The organism is Candidatus Dadabacteria bacterium, from assembly GCA_026708565.1.
In the GTDB taxonomy this organism is placed as follows: domain Bacteria; phylum Desulfobacterota_D; class UBA1144; order Nemesobacterales; family Mycalebacteriaceae; genus Mycalebacterium.
In genome coordinates this window covers 1-18,191 of the sequence record JAPOUR010000016.1, presented here as the reverse complement: position 1 = coordinate 18,191, position 18,191 = coordinate 1, and the positions used below count along the sequence as shown (strand labels likewise).

General features: G+C 53.6%; 16 protein-coding genes and 2 tRNA genes. 10 read left to right on the top strand and 8 right to left on the bottom strand.

Annotation, left to right across the window (positions count from 1 at the left end):
- Positions 1–1,055, top strand: a 1,055-nt coding sequence (locus OXF42_02720) for a hypothetical protein (protein ID MCY4047008.1), incomplete at its 5' end; no start/stop codon positions are given.
- On the opposite strand, the gene OXF42_02715 is transcribed toward OXF42_02720, so the two are convergent.
- From OXF42_02715 to thrC, 5 genes are all read right to left on the bottom strand, one after another.
- Complete coding sequence (locus OXF42_02715) at positions 1,052–3,601, bottom strand: DEAD/DEAH box helicase family protein (protein MCY4047007.1); 2,550 nt, start codon at positions 3,599–3,601, stop codon at positions 1,052–1,054. The two genes, OXF42_02720 and OXF42_02715, sit on opposite strands and share 4 nt — an antisense overlap.
- On the bottom strand, positions 3,601–5,175 hold the full coding sequence (locus OXF42_02710) for a site-specific DNA-methyltransferase (GenBank protein ID MCY4047006.1): 1,575 nt from the start codon (positions 5,173–5,175) through the stop codon (positions 3,601–3,603). Before OXF42_02710 ends, OXF42_02715 begins: the two co-directional genes overlap by 1 nt.
- A 34-nt stretch (positions 5,176–5,209) precedes the next feature.
- On the bottom strand, positions 5,210–6,364 hold the full coding sequence (locus tag OXF42_02705) for a Fic family protein (GenBank protein MCY4047005.1): 1,155 nt from the start codon (positions 6,362–6,364) through the stop codon (positions 5,210–5,212).
- A 121-nt stretch (positions 6,365–6,485) separates the two neighbouring features.
- Complete coding sequence (gene thiE / locus OXF42_02700) at positions 6,486–7,121, bottom strand: thiamine phosphate synthase (GenBank protein ID MCY4047004.1); 636 nt, start codon at positions 7,119–7,121, stop codon at positions 6,486–6,488.
- Positions 7,118–8,464, bottom strand: coding sequence for a threonine synthase (gene thrC / locus OXF42_02695; protein ID MCY4047003.1), 1,347 nt, complete (start codon positions 8,462–8,464; stop codon positions 7,118–7,120). Before thrC ends, thiE begins: the two co-directional genes overlap by 4 nt.
- Before the next feature lie 87 nt (positions 8,465–8,551).
- On the opposite strand from thrC, the gene OXF42_02690 reads away from it, so the two are divergent.
- Positions 8,552–8,626: transfer RNA gene (locus OXF42_02690), tRNA-Val, on the top strand.
- On the opposite strand, the gene OXF42_02685 is transcribed toward OXF42_02690, so the two are convergent.
- Entirely contained in the window at positions 8,621–8,839 is a 219-nt protein-coding gene (locus OXF42_02685) for a hypothetical protein (protein ID MCY4047002.1), read from the bottom strand. The genes OXF42_02690 and OXF42_02685 overlap by 6 nt on opposite strands.
- A gap of 63 nt (positions 8,840–8,902) precedes the next feature.
- Here OXF42_02685 and OXF42_02680 point away from each other — a divergent pair.
- The 5 genes from OXF42_02680 to rplT all read left to right on the top strand — a co-directional run bounded on the left by OXF42_02680 (position 8,903) and on the right by rplT (position 12,074).
- Positions 8,903–8,974 (top strand) — tRNA-Val (locus OXF42_02680).
- A gap of 11 nt (positions 8,975–8,985) precedes the next feature.
- Positions 8,986–10,911, top strand: coding sequence for a threonine--tRNA ligase (gene thrS / locus OXF42_02675; GenBank protein MCY4047001.1), 1,926 nt, complete (start codon positions 8,986–8,988; stop codon positions 10,909–10,911).
- A gap of 44 nt (positions 10,912–10,955) precedes the next feature.
- Positions 10,956–11,510 carry a translation initiation factor IF-3 gene (infC, locus tag OXF42_02670; protein MCY4047000.1) on the top strand — a complete coding sequence of 185 codons (555 nt, stop codon included), beginning with the start codon at positions 10,956–10,958 and terminating at the stop codon, positions 11,508–11,510.
- Between the two features lie 8 nt (positions 11,511–11,518).
- Positions 11,519–11,704: a 50S ribosomal protein L35 gene (rpmI, locus tag OXF42_02665; GenBank protein ID MCY4046999.1), complete on the top strand. Its 186-nt coding sequence runs from the start codon at positions 11,519–11,521 to the stop codon at positions 11,702–11,704.
- 10 nt (positions 11,705–11,714) lie between these two features.
- Positions 11,715–12,074 carry a 50S ribosomal protein L20 gene (gene rplT / locus OXF42_02660; GenBank protein MCY4046998.1) on the top strand — a complete coding sequence of 120 codons (360 nt, stop codon included), beginning with the start codon at positions 11,715–11,717 and terminating at the stop codon, positions 12,072–12,074.
- An 8-nt stretch (positions 12,075–12,082) separates the two neighbouring features.
- Here the strand turns inward: rplT and OXF42_02655 are convergent, their stop codons facing one another.
- Positions 12,083–12,745 carry an endonuclease III domain-containing protein gene (locus tag OXF42_02655; protein MCY4046997.1) on the bottom strand — a complete coding sequence of 221 codons (663 nt, stop codon included), beginning with the start codon at positions 12,743–12,745 and terminating at the stop codon, positions 12,083–12,085.
- 87 nt (positions 12,746–12,832) lie between these two features.
- Between OXF42_02655 and gcvT the strand changes: the two genes are divergently transcribed.
- Genes gcvT through gcvP form a run of 3 tightly spaced genes read left to right on the top strand, consistent with a single transcriptional unit; the run spans position 12,833 to position 17,240 of the window.
- Positions 12,833–13,936 carry a glycine cleavage system aminomethyltransferase GcvT gene (gcvT, locus tag OXF42_02650; GenBank protein ID MCY4046996.1) on the top strand — a complete coding sequence of 368 codons (1,104 nt, stop codon included), beginning with the start codon at positions 12,833–12,835 and terminating at the stop codon, positions 13,934–13,936.
- Positions 13,933–14,319, top strand: coding sequence for a glycine cleavage system protein GcvH (gcvH, locus tag OXF42_02645; protein ID MCY4046995.1), 387 nt, complete (start codon positions 13,933–13,935; stop codon positions 14,317–14,319). The genes gcvT and gcvH overlap by 4 nt, the downstream gene beginning before the upstream one ends.
- 11 nt (positions 14,320–14,330) lie before the next feature.
- The gene (gcvP, locus tag OXF42_02640) at positions 14,331–17,240 is read left to right on the top strand and encodes an aminomethyl-transferring glycine dehydrogenase (GenBank protein MCY4046994.1); all 2,910 of its coding nucleotides are present in this window, start codon (positions 14,331–14,333) and stop codon (positions 17,238–17,240) included.
- A gap of 10 nt (positions 17,241–17,250) precedes the next feature.
- Here the strand turns inward: gcvP and OXF42_02635 are convergent.
- A partial coding sequence (locus OXF42_02635; GenBank protein MCY4046993.1) for a peptidylprolyl isomerase occupies positions 17,251–18,191 on the bottom strand: 941 nt, incomplete at its 5' end.

The following is an 18,191-nucleotide window of genomic DNA, read 5'->3' as shown; positions in this document are numbered from 1 at the left end:
AAAATTCCGAACTCAAAATTGAAGAATGGTCTTCTGCTTGGAAGAAAGAATCCAAGAGTTTTCTTGAAGAGAGAATGTATGTAAAAGCATTTGTAAAGTGGGTTGAGACATTGGTGAGTAGCAAAGATGAACACTCTTTGTATATTGCAGGGGAGGGCATACAAAGACTGAAGGAATTGTCGGAACATATTTCTTTTTCTGCTTCAGATATTTTTAAGGAGTTATTACAGTCTTTATTGCGGATAAATCAGCAGGTTTCTCCTATTAGAGGTTATGACCGGAGGAACACGGAGACCAAGTCGTTGAGCTTGGTGATGGGAGATGTAATTCCGTTTCTTGTTGAAAAAGCGCTCCAAAACAATAATGCCTCTGTTTTCTTCAATGTTCTTTCCAAACACTTGGAACAGCATAATGAAGAAGGGTATGTCAAAAGAGTCATTCAGGGGGTCGCATTCCCATTCTTTGACAATGTTGCAACCTCTGGCGAAAACCATTACATATGGGAACATCATTTCCCTCAAGGATGGAAAATAAGTAAAGAGACTTTGCAAGACAGAGACAATTATTATTCCAATGAATGGTTGATGTGTTTTCAGCGCTGGTGTTTTAGAAGAATAACAATGAAGGTAGGGAAAAAAGTATTAGATGAACCTTTGGATCAAATTTCAAAAGGTTTGTTCCCCACGGCTTGCCCTATCACTTGGGCAACAATTCTAACTTTTCTCAGTAGTAGTGCATTGTCGCAAGTAAAATTGCTGATAGAACGTCCTAAAGTTTTCGGGCTTTCCTCTCGTTTTGATTTTGATTCCGGTTCTTCTCAGGAATTCGATATAAAACGACAAAAAGAAAGAGACAATGCAATAGAACTTGCCCTTCTCGTATTCCCTTCGGAATTCACAAAAGAGAAGATAAACGGCTACATGAATGAGTTGGAAGGTCTAAAATACGAGGAGGACAGTTGGCAATTCGCCGAAAAAAATGAGATGAAGCGGATATTTGAGGATATGCTGAAACTTCTTGACCAACAGGAAACTGAAAGCGAAAACAAAACCTAATTAGCGGGACCCATAAAAATCCCGTTCAAAACACTTTCCCATTCATCTTCAAAAACAAGATCAAACTTGAATTGGTGGTCGGCAAACTCCTCTTTCAAGTCTTTCCATTTGCGTCTTTCTCCGCCCCTCGGAGACCGGCAAAGTTCATCACACAAATCAAGCACCGCTTTCTTATAGTCCGTGTCCTCATTCTTCAAGTGTATCCCTTTGGTCTCAATCACGCGGACTTCACCCATTTCATCCTCTCCGTCATCCGACACGGAGGCCGTAATGAAATCAGGCACAATTCTGTTTCGTTTCCACCCTTGCAGTTTGTAGCCGCTGTGGGTCTGGTTGCGATACCACCACAAAAGCCGCTCCTGCTCATCCATATACAGGGCGACCGTTCTTTCATACTCGTTCATATCTTCATCCGGTATGTAGTCAAACAGGGTTTTCGCAAGTGGGTTTCCGTCATCGCGGTTCATTCTCGCGGCGCTTCTGGTTCTTATTGAGGCGGGAATCTGCCACTCGCCTTTTCCCGTGAAAAGCAACAGTTCAAACGCCCCCTTTTTCACTTGAGAGTGAAAGTATTTTTCCGCCATTGCATCCCGTTGCACGGCAAGCAGTTTCTTGCTTTCCTCAATGATGAAAACAAGATTGTTGGCGGTTTTCTCTTTGCCGTCCCGTTTTGTGAAGTAATCCACAATCCGGCGGCTCATCTTGTGGGCATCCCACGCATTGGGGATAACATCCACCAGTTGCCTTGTCATTAAAACCGAGTCGGGTTCAGTCAGGTCGCCGTTGGCATAGTCATCATCGGAATGTCTCACCCATTCATGGGGAAGCCCGATTGAAGCCTTTCCGTGATTGGGAGCGTTACTCAGATTTAGTTCTTTCAACTCCGTAGGGAATGTTATTTTGGTCCAGTCCAGATTGGCAAGAATATCACCCTCATACTCCAATAAATGCGGTTGTCCGTTTCCGTTCATAACCACAAACTGCGGCAGATAAAGACGCCCCTCAAACTTCTTAAACTTGTCTCTGAATTTTGTCGTAACGAAAGGCAGTATATCCTTGCCGTCCGTGTCATCCGTTATGTGTCCGGTTAAATCACTGAGACCTTCGCTTTCAAGTTCCTTTTTGATGTTGCGGATAACTTCGCCGCTGTTGCGCCGTTGTGTGAAAACATAACACTCATCCAAAGCCGGAACGCCGGTTTTTGCGGCATCGGGCTGCCTCAACACACGCCCCACAAGTTGGGTCATAGACATTGAGGCGGTAAGATTGGAAAGCACGGTCAAAACATAAGCGAAAGAGCAATCCCACCCTTCCTGTAGCGCCTGTTTTGTGATTATGTAGCGAATGGGGCATTCCTCATCAAGCAGGTCAATGTCTTCCAAATCGTCTTTTTCGCTGGTTTTCAAAGCAATCTGATTTTCCAGAACACCCTCTTTAAGCAGAAATTCACGGGCATCCTCGGCGTGAATAATCCCCTTTTTTCTCTGGTCTTTTCCGACACGCTCCACTTGAATCAGGGCAATCGGGCGGATATAGCGGTCGCTGTTCTGGCGGTAGATGTCCGCCTCCCGTTCCAGTTCCTCTCGTTTGGTTTTTGCCGCAAGCAATACAATTTTGTAATCAGTGGTGTTTCTGTTGGTCAGGTTAATATCCAGTTTAATCATTTCCTCCTTATTCAAATCCTGCCCGGATACGGCGGAAACTATGTTCACATGTTTGGGCGGGGTTGCCGACAGTTCCAGCACAAAAGCGGGGTTAAATCCGCAAATGGTTTCCCGTGCCGTCTGGCTGTATGCTTTTTGCCCCTCGTCCACTATTATAAGCGGACGGGAAAGGCGAAAGACATTTGCCAGTGATGATTGAATCATTGTCGGTTTAAGGTTACGTCCGGCATCATCTTTGAAAACATCCAAATTGGGTATTGTTTTCAAAAGTTCATCATGTTCTTGCACATCTCCCTCTTTGGGGAAAAACTCCTCATAACCGCCGGAGTCCCTATACATGCGCAATCTGTCTTTGCTTGCTTTTGCCGCCGCAGGCAACATCAGCAAGAGGATAACAAGTTTGTCTCGCAAGTCTGTGGGGGAAAGGACATCTGCACGTTCCGCTATCATTACCCTTCCGCCTGAGGCGATTTCCAGCTGTTGCCTGTAGGGGTGCGAGCGGTCGCGCAGTTGGGCGAATGTCTGACGGTATATCTGATTGGTCGGCACAATCCACACAACAAGTCCGGTTTGCCGTTTTAGGTATTCTCGGCGAATGCGGTTAATCGCGTGGCAGGCAAGCAGGGTTTTACCACCGCCTGTCGGAACTTTAATATAGACATCGGGTAATGGGTTTTTCAGCCCGTCCTGCTTTGCGTAATATGGCCCTCTCTGTTTTTTCCACGCTCTTTTAACAAAATCTCTGCTTGAAGCGACATCTTCTCGCGCTTCTTCCGGTGTCTTTTTCAAAATCTCATTGCGTTCTTCGCGCTCTTTGTCCAGATTTTTCAGAAAGGCGCTGAGTTCATCAAGGACACGGCTTTGATATTGTTTAAGTTCCATTACTCCACCACCTTGTAGATTTCAAACGGAAGTTGGCAAAATTTGATTTTCATCTTCGCAAGGCTATCCGGATTTGCGTATCGTGTCGGGGCAAATACCAACCGCCATTTCTTGCCGGACTTGGGGAGAGATTCCGCAAGTTCCAGAGTCAAGGATGCTTCGGTCAGGTAATCGACATCGGGTTTGTAGAAAAGGTAAACTTGATAATGTTCGGACTCGCCGACAAAGAAGTCTCTTTTTTTCATCAGTTTCTGCGACCACTGCTCGCCCGTTGCGGTGTAAAAAACATAGCGGGCAAGTTCATTGTAGGTTGGGAGATCTTCGCCCTCAAGAATGCTTTGCATCTCCATTGGCCTGCCGAGTTCCCAATAGCCAAAGTTTCCGCCGAGACCTTTTTTGAGATTTTCGTCTTTTGATTTTGGAACACCTTTTATAACACGGCGGACGCGCTCGGCGGTGATTTTGTCGGCGTAATCCTCGCATTCAACAAGAATGAATTTACGATTGCCCCCGTCTTCCTTGTTGAGCGCAAGAACGGCGTGGGCGGTTGTGCCAGAACCGGCGAAAGAATCTAAAATGATATCGGATTGATCTTTTGTATGCATGGTCTTTCCTCGTATTAATTCCATCAGTAAAGAAATCGGTTTCGGGTAATCAAATTTTCCCTTAAGATTCACGCTGTCTAAATCCTTAATGCCATTTGCGGACAAATGCTTAAGCACACTGTAAAACTTTGAACTGTCCATAGAAAGGTTTCTCATTCTGGCAACAACATGTAATCCATTCTTCTTTTCAATTAATACGCAATCTCCCGAAGCAATCAATTGGTCTATTTCTTTTTTCTTTTCCTTTCCTTTGTATTTAACTATTTCTTCATAATGGCATGTTCCATACTTGCCGAATTCTTTCCTCAACCAGTCTTCTTCCAACCAATACTCAATGCCGTCTTTTGTAACAATCTCTCCCCTTACATCTCTGGGGCGTTTAAGCGGTGTTGATAGAGAAATATTTTTAGCATACACCAAAAGGTGGTCATGTCCTTTTATGGCTTGCTTTGCCATTCCACCCCCTTCCGCACGAATTACTACAAAGCCAGCGACAAAATTATCCTCCCCAAACACCTCGTCCATCACCATCCTTAAACGATGTTGTTCATTATCATCAATGGAAACAAAAATCACCCCGTCTTCCGCCAGCAGTTCGCGTAACAGCGACAGCCTCGGCCACATCATACAAAGCCACTTGTCGTGGCGCGTCATATCCTCACTGTCAACTACTTTCCCAAACCACTGCCGCATCATTGCATTGTTCACATTATCGTTATACACCCACCCCTCATTGCCGGTGTTATACGGCGGGTCAATGTATATGCAGTTGACCTTGCCCCCGTGCGTGGGCAACAGGGCTTTCAGGGCGGTCAGGTTGTCGCCGTGAATGATCATGTTGTCGTGCAGAGACGGGTTTTTGCCCTTCTCCAGCATTGATTTCTTCTCTACGGCCTGAAACTGGTGGTAGGGAACAGTCAGGTGGTAGTTGACAATGGAGTCTTTCCCTTTGAAGTGGATTCTCGGCACAACAGGATGATATTGCCCTAACAAGAGGGCGAGTTCAAGCGGGGCGGGGGTCTTTCCCCGTCATCTCATAACTCGTACTCCTCCCCCCTTCCTCACTCTTCTTCATTATCCCCAAATCAATCAACCCGTTTATATCCCTCTGCGCCGTATCTTGAGAACACTTTGCAATCTTCGCCCATTTGGACGATGTAAGTTTGCCCACAAAGCCGCCGCCCAAAAGCAGATTCAAAATCTTTGTCTGCCGTTTATTGAAAGCCGTTTCCCCGTGTTCCTCCCAGAAACGCGCCTTGTTCAGTATCACTGAAAGCGCCTTGTCCGAACTCCTGATTGCGCGGTTCAGACAGCCGAGAAACCAGAGAAGCCAGCCCGTAATATCAACCCCGCTGTTTTGAGTCTCCCGAAGTTGCGCGTAGTAGTCCTTCCTCTCCGCCATTATCTGCGAAGACATACTGTAAAACCTCTGCGAAGTTCCCTCGGAACGGGCAAGGCACATCTCCGCTATCGCCCTTGTCGTGCGCCCGTTTCCGTCATCAAACGGATGGATGATTACAAACCACAGATGAGCAATCGCCGCTTTCAAAACAGGGTCTTTTCCGGTTTCAGTGTTGAACCACGAGAGAAAAGCGTCCATTTCCCCGGAAACACTGCTTGCGGGCGGAGCGACAAAATGAATCGTCTGCCTTCCTATGGGGCCGGAAACAACATGAACCCCGCCCTTGCGCCACTTTCCCGTTGTTATCTTGAGGAAACCGCTGCGCCCTTCGGGGAAAAGCGCGGAATGCCAGCCGAAAAGACGCTTCTTTGTAAGGCGCTTGTCAAAATTGGCGGTCGCGTCAACAAGGATTTCCACTATGCCGTCCGCCTCACTCCGGGACGACTCTTTGACCAAATGCCGCCTTTCGTCAGCCCCGCCTCCCGGCGGGTTGCCCGCATAGTCCAATCCAAGTTGCCGGGCAACGGACGAGCGCACCTCCTCAACATCAAGAAACTCACCCTCTATCTCGCTGGTCTTAAGAGTTTCATCGCAAATAGTCCGGAAAACCGCATCCTGCCGCAAGGCAAAGCCGAGCCCCTCCATACGGCCAAGCAAACGCCCCTGCCGGTGGCGCACATCCGCAAGCGGGGACGATATGAGTTTTTCATCCCACCGGAAATCTGGCCACTCTTTTTCTTCCCACAAGTAAGGCATCTTTGACAACTTTTGCGGAGATTACAGTTGCTATTCTCCGCACATTCTGCGGAGAATATAGCCGCCGCCGCTTGGTCAGTCAACCCTAATCTCCGCACATTCTGCGGAGATTAGCGGCACTTTATGCCTCATCCTCAAAGAACCCCGCAATCTCTTTTACCGCTTCTTCGGTGTCTTCCACCCCGAAAATCGCCGTAATCACGGCAACTCCGTCCACTCCGGTCTCCAGAACATCCGAAACATTCTCCGGCGTTATGCCGCCGATTGCGAAAACGGGAATCTTCAATCTCCGCTTCGCTTCCCGCAGAACCTCAAACGGAGTCGGATCTCTGTCCGGTTTTGTCGGCGTGAAATACGGCGTTCCAAAGGCGGCGTAGTTTGCGCCCTGTTTCTCCGCTTCAACTCCCCTTTCAATGTCGCCGTAACACGAGACCCCTATAATCGCGCCGCCGCCGAGCAGTTTTCTCGCCTCTCCAACCGGCGCGTCATCCCCGCCGAGATGAACCCCGTCCGCGCCGGTTTCTTTCGCCGCTTCGGGGCTGTCGTTGATTATCAGGGGAACGCCGTATTCGCGCGTTATCCTTAAAACGGCTTTCCCCCTGCGGACAACTTCGCTTCTGTCCGCGCCCTTTTCGCGCAGTTGAATCACTTTCGCCCCGCCCCTTATCGCCGCCTCAACGGTTCGGGCAAGACACTCCTCCGGTATCAGTTTGCGGTCTGTTATGGCGTAAAGGCCGCCGCTCAGGTCAAAACTCATCGCTTTTCAATGCGTCTGAATATGGCGTCCCGGACTTTTTCGTAGTCGTTGGGAACTTCAACGGGGCTGTTGCGGAGCGCTTTGTTCGCCCCCCTTATCTTTCCTTCGTGGTATCCGATCTTGAACTCAACAAATTTCAAGCCGTGGGCGGTGGAGATGATCACCACCTTGTCTTTCTTTTTGAAGGTTTTTTGCGCCTGAAGTTTCAGGAAAACCGCGAGAGCCACGCCCGTGTGCGGGCAGTTGAAAGTTCCCGTCCCGTCCGCCATGGCGGCGGCGTCCGCAAGTTCCTTTTCAGACGCCTGCTCCACAATTCCGTTGAACTCTTTGAGGGTTTTAATCGCCTTGTTCACGCTGACCGGATTGCCGATTTGAATCGCGTTGGCGAGAGTTGTTTTCGCCTTCACGGGCTTGAACTCCTTGAAGCCCTTCTTGTAACTCAGATAAAGCGGGTTTGCGTTTTTGGACTGCGCGCAGACTATTCGCGGCAGTTTTTTGATAAGGCCGAGGTCGCGCATAAGCAGAAACCCCTTGCCGAGCGCGGACACATTGCCGAGGTTTCCGCCCGGAATGATTACCCAGTCCGGCACGTCCCACTTGAACTGCTGGCACAACTCAATGCTGATGGTCTTCTGCCCCTCAATCCTCAGGGAGTTGATTGAGTTGGCGAGATAAATGTTGTGTTCGCCCGTTACCCTCTGGACCATCTTCATGCAGCCGTCAAAATCGGTGTCCAGAGACAGCACTATCGCCCCGTTTGAGATTGGCTGAACAAGTTGGGCGAGAGAGACCTTTCCCCTCGGCAGGAACACTATCGCCGGAATGTCCGCCGCGGCGCAGTAGGCGGCAAGCGCGGCGGAGGTGTCTCCGGTGGAGGCGCACGCCACGGCGGGAATGTCGCGCTTTTTGCGTCTCATGCTGCGCACCACGGACACCAGAACGGTCATTCCGAGGTCTTTGAAAGAGCCCGTGTGGCTGTTGCCGCACATTTTTATCCACACATCTTCCATTCCGACCTGTCTGCCGAAACGCTCCGCCCAGAACAGATTGGTTGACCCCTCATACATGGAAACGATGTCTTGGTCGTCCACCACGGGGCAGACCCATTCCTTTTTGCCCCAGACCGAACTGCCATAGGGCCATGACTGGTTTTTATAGCGGTCGTCAAACAGGTCTTTCCACTGCTGGGGCGACTGTTTGGCAAGCAGGTCGCGGTCGTGGGTAACTTCAAGAAGTTCGTTGCAGTCGCCGCAGCGGTAGATTACTTCATCAATTTTGTATCTTTTGCCGCATTCCGGGTTGATGCAGTTGAGCCATGCGCGGTATTTCGGGGCTTTGGGCATAGCGAAAAATACAGCACGGCAAGGGCGGGTGTCAATGTTTGCGCCTTGACACAAAACGGCTTTTGAAAGACAATAGGCGGACTGAAAGAGCGCGTAGCTCAGCGGGAGAGCGCTTGCCCGACACGCAAGAGGTCGCTGGTTCGATCCCAGCCGCGCTCACCATCCGAGAATTTTGGTTAGTTGCTTGTCAACGCGGTTTGTATCTTCTTTCAGGACGGCCTTTCGGATATGTTTCATATCATCCCTTCCGCCGGAGATTTCTTCTATAAAGTCACAGAGCCGCTCGGCTTCCCTCCAGTCTTCGCGCAAAGCGGACTGCCAGACTCGTCCCAGATTGAAGATGAAGGGGTCGGAAAGTTTCTTTTTCTTCTTCACGGCATCGACTCTAATCGGTTTCCTTTGACTTTTCCCTCATATTCAAAACAATATAGCCGCTTCGGGCTCGTAGCTCAGAGGGAGAGCGTTCGCCTCACACGCGAAAGGTCGCTGGTTCAATTCCAGCCGGGCCCAAAGGTTTCATAATGCCTCAAATAAAGGTTACCCATAAAGACAACTCCGCCGAGGTCGCCTCCGGCGCCACTGTTGCGGAAGCCCTTGCCGCGCTCGGCGCGGAGAAGGACGCCATCGGAGCGACTGTTGACGGTGTTCTTTCAGACTTGCAGGAACCCGTCCCCCAACCCGCCGCCGTTGCGCCCGTCAGACGCAACTCGCCGGAGGGCCTTGCCCTCATTCGCCACACCGCCGCCCACGTTATGGCAGAAGCCGTTCAGGGGCTTTTCCCCGGCGTGAAGGTTACGATAGGCCCCGTTATTGATGACGGGTTTTATTACGATTTTGACGCGCCCGCGCCCTTCACACCGGAAGACCTTGAAAAGATTGAAAAACGGATGGCGGAAATCATCTCCGAAAACAAGCCGCTATTGCGTAAAACCGTTTCCCGCGAGGAGGCGGTGAAAACCTTCTCGGACATGGGCGAGACATACAAGGTTGAAATCATCGGCGGCCTGCCCGAAGGCGGGGAGATAACAACCTATCATCAGGGCGGCTGGTTTGACCTTTGCAGGGGGCCGCACGCGCCTTCCACCGGGGAGGTCAGGGCGTTCAAACTCACATCTTCCGCCGGGGCGTATTGGCGCGGCGTTGAGACAAACCCGATGCTTCAGCGCATATACGGAACGGCCTTTGCGGACAGAAAGGATTTGAAAAAACACCTTGCCATGCTTGAGGAGGCGAAAAAACGCGACCACAGAAAACTGGGCAGGGAACTTGACCTTTTCAGTTTGAGGGACGATGTGGGACCCGGCCTTGTGCTGTGGCATCCCAGAGGGGCGAGAGTGAGGGGAATTATTGAAGATTACTGGCGCTCGGAGCACCGCAGGGCGGGCTATGACATCCTTTATACGCCGCATCTGGCGCGCCTTGACCTGTGGCAGACCAGCGGCCATCTGGACTTTTACACCGAAAACATGTTTCCCCCCTCAGAACTGGACAACTCGCAATACCAGATAAAGCCGATGAACTGCCCGTTTCACATTCTGGTTTACAAGTCCGCCGTGAGAAGTTACCGCGACCTGCCGCTCAGGTGGGCGGAAGTGGGCACGGTTTACAGATACGAGCGCAGCGGCGTGCTTCACGGGCTTTTGAGGGCGAGGGGGTTTTCTCAGGATGACGCCCACATATTCTGCCGCCCCGACCAGATAGCGGACGAGGTGGGAGGCGTTATTGACCTGACGCTCTCCTTCCTGAAAAAGTTCGGCTTTGACGATTTTGACATCTTCCTCTCAACGCGCCCGGACAAGTTTGTCGGGAGCGAAAGCGACTGGACGGACGCCACGGACGCCATCAAGTCCGTGCTTGCCTCAAAGGGGCTTGACTACTCGGTTGACGACAAAGGGGGGGCTTTTTACGGGCCGAAAATAGACCTGAAAATAAAGGACGTTCTCGGAAGGTCTTGGCAGTGTTCCACCGTTCAGTTAGATTTCAATCTCCCGAAGCGGTTTGACATGGCCTTTGCGGGTGAGGATAATGTCCGCCACACGCCGATAATGATTCATCGGGCGATATTCGGTTCGCTTGAGCGGTTTTTCGGAATTCTGGTGGAGCATTACGGCGGGGCTTTTCCTTTGTGGCTCAGTCCCGTTCAGGCGCGTGTGGCCACGGTAGGCGATGAATGGACGGAATATGCGGAGAAAGTTGTTTGCGCTCTTGCGGAAAAAGGTATAAGGGTTGAAAGGGATTTCAGAAGCGAGAAACTCGGCTACAAGGTCAGAGAAGCGCAGGTGATGAAGATACCGTATTTGCTTGTTGTCGGAGAGAAGGAGGCCGCCGGTGGAACTGTTGCTCCCAGAAAATACGGGAGCGAAAGCTTAAGCCCGATGGAGGTGGGCGAGTTTATTGAAATGCTGAAAGAGGAAGGCGCTTTTACGGGCGCGGGGAGCAGGCCATAAGGTTTCCCAGAAGAAATTTTGAAAAACGGCCTCCCGCAACACGGATAAACCGCAGGATAAAGGCTCCCACCGTCAGGGTGGTTGATGACAAAGGAAGCCAGATTGGAGTTTTGTCAATAGAGGAAGCGCTCGCAAAGGCGGAGGAGATGCGTCTTGACCTTGTTGAGGTCTCCCCCGATTCCAAACCGCCCGTATGCAGGCTTGTTGATTATGGAAAGTATAAATATCTGCAAAAGAAAAACACCAAAAAGAGCAAGCCGAGCCCGGTCAAAGAGGTCAAATTGAGGCCGCACATCGGGCAGCACGACTTGGACGTGAAGATGGAGCGTCTCAGGGGGTTTTTGCAGGACGGATGCAAAGCCAAGCTCAGGGTGATGTTCAGGGGAAGGGAGTTTGTCCACAAGAACACCGGGTTTGAACTTATTTCCTCAATAGTGGAACAACTGTCAGGTCTGGGTAAAATAGATTCCCCGGCGCGGCTTGAGGGCAGGGGAATTGTTGCCGTCCTTTCGCCCGTAAAAAGCGCGGGCGGCGGGGCGAGCCGGGAAAACGGCGCTTACGAAGACGAAGAAGCGGTCAAAGACGGAGAAGCGGTTTGAAGACAAAGATGAAAACAAACAGAAGCGCGGCGAAGAGATTTTCCTTCACCGGCGGCGGAAAGATAAAGACGGCAAGGGGCGGCAAGTCGCACCTCAACGTCAAGAAGAACTCAAAAAGGATGAGGCGGCTCGGCTCCGCCCTTTACCTTGAGGGTGCCGCCGCGAGAAGGGTGGCGTCCTATATCGCCAAGTGAGGATAGGGAGATGAGAGTTACACCGTCAGTGGCGTCCAGAAACAGGCGCAAGAAAATCCTGAAGCAGGCAAGGGGCTACTGGGGGCGCAGGAAGAACAATCTCAGGAAAGCCAAAGAGACCCTTCTGCGCGCCATGGCATACGCCTACCGCGACAGGCGCAACAGAAAGAGAGACTTCCGCGCCCTGTGGATAACCAGAATCAACGCGGCCGTCCGCCCTCACGGGCTTTCATACAGCCGCTTTATCAGCGGGGTCAAAAAGTCCGGCATTGAATTGGACAGGAAATCACTGTCCGAACTCGCCATAAGAGACCCGCGCGCTTTTGAGCAGGTCGTCCGCTCCGCCGGAAACGGCGGCTCGTCCGGCTGAAAAATTCTTTACACAGGCTTCAAGCCTGAGGGCAGGTCGGTTTTAAGCGGGCAGTTTTCGCAGTCGGGCTTGCTTTTATGGCAAAACTCCTTTGCCGTCCGCACTATCAGGGCGTGATACTCGTTGAACATGGCGGCGTCTTGCGGCAGGTTTTCCGCAAACAGGCTTTGCACCTCGCCGTAGGTTGCCTTCCCGTCCGTGAGGCCGTGCCTTGAGGTGATTCTCTTTGTGTAGGCGTCAACCACAAACAGCGGTTTCCCCGCGGCATACAGCGCTATGCTGTCTGCGGTTTCGGGCCCCACGCCTTTAACGGAGAGCAGGGACTGCCTGAGTTCGCCGGTCTCCGAGGAAAGAAGCGCGCCGATGTCTCCGCCGTGGTTTTTTGTAACAAAGCGGGTGAAACATTTCAGCCGCTCCGCCTTCAGGTTGAAGTAGCCGGAGGGTCTTATCAGCCGGGCGAGTTTTGCAAGCGGCATCCGGTCTATCGCCCCGACAGAGAGCGCTCCCGCCGATTTAAGGTTGCGCACCGCCTTTTCAACGTTTCTCCACGCCGTGTTCTGGGTCAGGATCGCCCCGACCGCGCATTCAAAGGCGGTTTGCGCGGGCCACCAGCCCTGGGGGCCGTGGCGCTCAAGCATCAGGGTGTAAATTTTCAGCAGTCTTTTCCGCATCTTGCCCCGCCGCCAATCATACACCAAAACCGCCCGCCGCCCTTGTTGACAATTTCCCCCTGTAATGTTTAATCATAAGGTTGTTCAATGAGCCGCACCGCCCTTTACGAAACCCACATTGAGAACGGAGCAAAAATGACCGGATTTTCCGGATGGAGCATGCCCGTTTCGTATTCCGGAATACGGGAGGAGCACCGCGCCGTGCGCTCCGGTTGCGGGATTTTTGACGCGGGGCACATGGGCGAGATAGAGATAACGGGTCCCGGCGCGGAGATGTTTTGCCAGTGGCTTGTTACCAATGACGTAACCCGCATGGCGGACATGAGCGTCCAATACAATCTGCTCTGCAACGAGGAGGGCGGCATACTGGACGACCTTATGGTTTACAGATTTTCCGGGTCCAGATTTATCTTGTGCGTCAACGCCTCAAACACCGCGCGCAACCTTGAGTGGATATCCTCGCACGCCGGGGCGTTTGACGCCGGGGTCAGAGATTTGAGCCGGGAGTTCTCGCTGATTGCGGTTCAGGGGCCGGATTCCGCAAAGGTTGCGGCGGGCGCTCTGGGCGGGGACGCGCGCCTGCCCGGCAGGTTTTGCGTTGCCGATTTTCAGCGCGGCGGCGAGGCGTTCATATCGGGAACGGGCTACACGGGCGAGGACGGGTTTGAGATATTTGTCCCGTGGGACTCGGCGCCGGAGTTGTGGGCGGCGCTGTGCGACGGCGCGACCATGTGCGGGCTGGGATGTCGCGACACGCTCAGGCTTGAGATGGGGTACACTCTCTACGGCAACGAGATAGACGAGAGCACAAACCCTTTTGAGGCGAATTTGGGAAGATATGTGAAAATGGAAAAGGGGGATTTCTGCGGCAGAGACGCACTGGTACGTGTTCTTGAGGCAGGGCCCGGTCGCGCCCTTTGCGGTTTTGTCATGGATGAGCCCGGCATTGCGCGGAGCGGTTGCAGGGTTTTCTGTGAAGAGACGGAGGCCGGAAAGGTAACCAGCGGAACCATGTCTCCCAGTTTGAATGCGGCGCTCGGCCTTGCAATGATGGACTCCGGAGCGGTCGCCCGCGCCCGGAGCGCGGGGATAAGGGTTGAGATAAGAAACCATCGCAAAAAGGCCGCCATAACAGACCCGCCTTTCCGCGCGAAGGGCGGTCGCGCCACGGGGGAGGCCGGAACATCTTGAGTTTTCCCGAAGGTCTCAGATACACCGAAGACCACGAATGGGCTCTTGAAGAGGACGGCGTGGTAACCGTGGGCATAACCGACTACGCACAGCAGACACTCGGTGAAATCGTTTTCGTGGAGACTCCCCCGGAGGGAGAGGTTTTCAGCGCGGGCGACTCCATCGGCGCGGTTGAGTCAACCAAGGCGGTTTCCGACATCTTTTGCCCCGTCTCCGGCAGGGTGGTTGAGGTGAATGCGGCGCTTGTTGACTCCCCCGAAACCATAAACTCCTCTCCCTACGGCGAAGGCTGGCTTGTGAAGATAGCCGCGGATGATGTTTCCTCCCTTGGCCGCCTTATGGACGCCGCCGCTTATGAGCGGTTTGTGGGGGAACTGGAATAAACCCTTTACCCATGGGCGGCGGAACTGAATCGCATACGGACGATTTTGAGCGCAGACACATCGGCTCGCTCGGGGATGACTTGCGCGAAATGCTTGACGCCGTGGACGCCGCCTCTCTTGAGGAACTTGTCCGCGAGGCGGTTCCGGCGGACATACTGGTTTCCGGGCCGCTCTCCCTGCCCCCCGCCGAGGACGAGCACTCTTTTATCTCCCGCATGAGGGATTTGGAGGCAATGAACAGGCGTCTCAAATCGTTCATCGGCCTTGGCTACTACGGGTGCAAAACGCCCGAAGTTATCAAAAGAAACATTCTTGAAAATCCCGGCTGGTATACGCAATACACGCCGTATCAGGCGGAGATAGCGCAGGGCAGGCTTGAGGCGCTTATCAATTTTCAGACGGTGGTGAGCGACCTGACCGCGATGGAAGTGTCAAACGCTTCCCTGCTTGACGAGGCAACGGCGGCGTGCGAGGCGATGGCGATGTCTCTGAGGGTGGCGGATTCTCTTTCCCGCTCCGGCGCGCCGAACCGGTTTTTTGTTGACGAGGGCTGCTTTCCGCAGACCCTGGAGGTGTTGAGGTCAAGAACGGAGCCGCTCGGCATAGAGACCACGGTCGGCCGCTTTGAGGATTTTGAGCCCTCGCCCGATTACTTCGGCGCTCTTGTCCAGTTTCCCGACAGGCGGGGGGAGGCGCATGACTACACGGACTTCATCCGCCGCGCCCACGGAGAGGGGCTGCTTGTTTCGGTTTGCGCGGACATACTTTCGCTTGCCGTTTTCACGCCGCCCGGCGAGATGGGGGCGGACATAGTGGTCGGCACAACGCAGCGCCTCGGCGTCCCGATGGGGTGCGGCGGCCCTCATGCGGCGTATATTGCCGCCCGGCGGCGGTTTCAGCGCCAGATTCCGGGCAGGATTATCGGCGTCTCCGTTGACCGGGACGGCTCCCGCGCCTACAGGATGTCTCTTCAGACGCGCGAGCAGCACATAAGGAGGGAGAAGGCGACCTCCAATATATGCACGGCGCAGTCATTGCCGGCGATCATGGCGGCGATGTATTGCGTCTATCACGGCCCCCAAGGGCTGAAGAACATAGCCGGGGGCATTCACCGCCGCGCGGCGGCGCTTTCCCGCGCGCTTTCCGGCGCGGGGTTTTCCCAGCGGAACGGTCGCTTTTTTGACACCCTTTCGGTTGACCTTTCGGGCGAGCCGGAAGGCACGGACGGGAAGATAAGGCGGCTTTCCACGGAGAGGGGCATGAACTTTCTGCACACCGGCGGCGCGGTGGGCGTCTCGCTTGACGAGACAACCGGCGCGGATGACTTAAACGCCATACTGAATGTTTTCTGTGAAGCGGCGGGCAAAAGCGCGCCCCCGATTTCCGGGGCTGACGTTTCAAACGCGCCCGCCGCCACGGGAGGCCTTGAGAGAAAAAGCGGCTTTTTATCTCATCCGGTTTTCAACACCCATAACTCCGAGACGGAGATGGTCAGATACATCAAGCGGCTTGAGAACAAGGATTTGTCTCTCACCCATTCCATGATACCGCTGGGCTCCTGCACGATGAAACTCAACTCCGCCTCGGAACTGGCTCCGGTCAGCTGGCCGGGCTTTGCGGACATTCACCCGTTTGCCCCGCGCGACCAGTTGAGGGGGTATGAAGAAATGGTCGGGCAACTGGGGCGGTGGCTTTGCGAAGTAACGGGATTTGCCGCCGCGTCTTTACAGCCCAACTCCGGGGCGCAGGGCGAGTTTGCCGGTCTTATGGCGATAAGGGCTTATCACCGGGGGCGCGGGGAGGGGGAGCGGGACGTGGCGCTTGTCCCCTCGTCCGCCCACGGGACCAATCCCGCGAGCGCGGCGATGGCGGGAATGAGGGTTGTTACGGTCGGCTGCACACAGGACGGCTCCATAGACACCGAAGACCTCCGCAGGAAATGCGAGGCGCACTCGTCCCGCCTTGCGGCGGTAATGATCACCTACCCGTCCACGCACGGGGTTTTTGAGCGCGACATACGGAAGGTCTGCGCGACCGTTCACGACCACGGCGGGCAGGTTTATATGGACGGCGCGAATCTCAACGCGCAGGTCGGTCTTGTCAAACCGGCGCTTATCGGGGCGGACTTGTGCCATGTGAACCTTCACAAGACCTTCAGCATACCGCACGGCGGCGGCGGGCCGGGCATGGGGCCCATATGCGCCGCCCCTCATCTGGAGCCGTTTCTGCCGGGGCATCCTTTCGGGCGGGAGGAATCGCCGGAGGCGGCCTCTCTCCGCTCCGCTCCCGTTGCCGCCGCTCCGTGGGGAAGCGCGTGCATAACGGTTGTCTCATATGCGTATCTGCGGATGCTGGGGGCTCGCGGGGCGCGAAACGCGACCATGCACGCGATACTCAACGCCAACTACATGAAGCGGCGGCTTGGCCGCACCTACAAGGTTTTATACGAGGGGGACGGGGGCAGGGTGGCGCATGAGTTTATTTTAGACCTGCGGGAGTTCAAAAAGAGCGCGGGTGTGGATGTTGAAGATTTTGCCAAGCGGTTGATGGACTACGGCTTTCACGCCCCCACGGTTTCGTGGCCGGTTGCGGGAACGGTGATGATAGAGCCTACGGAGAGCGAGTCAAAGGCGGAGATAGACCGTTTCTGCGAGGCGCTTGAGAGTATTCGCGCGGAGATAGCGGACATAGAGAGGGGCGGGGCGGACAGGGCTGACAATGTTCTCAAAAACAGCCCGCACACCGCCGCGGCGGTTGCCTCCGACCGGTGGGAGCGTCCCTACTCAAGAAGCGCCGCCTGTTTTCCGGCGGATTTTGTGAAGGAAAACAAGTTCTGGCCGCCGGTTTCGCGCATAGACAACGCCTACGGAGACAAAAACCTTTTCTGCACCTGCCCGCCTCCGGAGACGGACGGGGATTAAATCCGGAGGATCAAATCCTCACATCTATAAGCGAGGAATTCAGGCCCTTTTCTATGAGGGTTGAGATTATGCGTTCGGTTTCCCGGCTTATCATTTCGTCAATCAGGGCGGTTTTGATTTCCGGCGGAACCATGACCCCTTCCTCTTTTACCGCCAGCACTTTGACTATATGAAACCCCGCATCGGAGAGAACCGGGCCCCCTATGTCGCCCGCTCCCGCTTCCTCAACGGCTTTTTGCAACGGCAGTATAAGTTCGTCCCGTCTGAAGTAGCCGAGGTCTCCGCCCTCCGGGGCTGTTCTTGCGTCCATGGAGTGCCGCCGGGCGAGTTCTTCAAAGGGCTTTCCCGCTCTCGCATCCTCCGCAATGCGCTCCGCCGCTTTGCGTTCGACTGAGCCGCCCGTCGGCATGAGTATGTGCGCTATTCTGACCTGTGGAGACCTGTCCGCGCCGGGGTTGTGTTTCAGGTAATAGTCTTCAACCGCTTTGTCGTCTATGGTCAGCCCCTGACGTTCAACCTCGTATTGAACAAGTTTTTTTGTGATGAGTTGGATTCTCATTTCCGCGAAGAATTCCTCAAGCGTCATGCTTCTTTCGCCGAGAGACTGCACGAAAGACACATCGTCCAGTCCGAGGGATTCTTTGAAGGCTTCAAGGGCGGCTTTTATCTCTTCCGCCGAGACCGTAATGTTTTTTTCCACCGCGATGTTCATCATCACCTGCTCGCTGATAATGCTGCTTACTATCTGGTCTTTGGTGGCTTCGGGGGATTGTTTTCTTATGCTCGCCTCTTTCTTTCTGTATTCGGAAAGGGTGACAATGGAGTTGTTTACCACAATGGCGATTCCGTCAATTCTTTCTTTTGCCGCAACCGTGTCCGCAAACGCGCACAGAAAGAAGGCCGCCGCGACTGAAATGATAAAACCTTTGCGTATCACGGCTTCTATTTTAC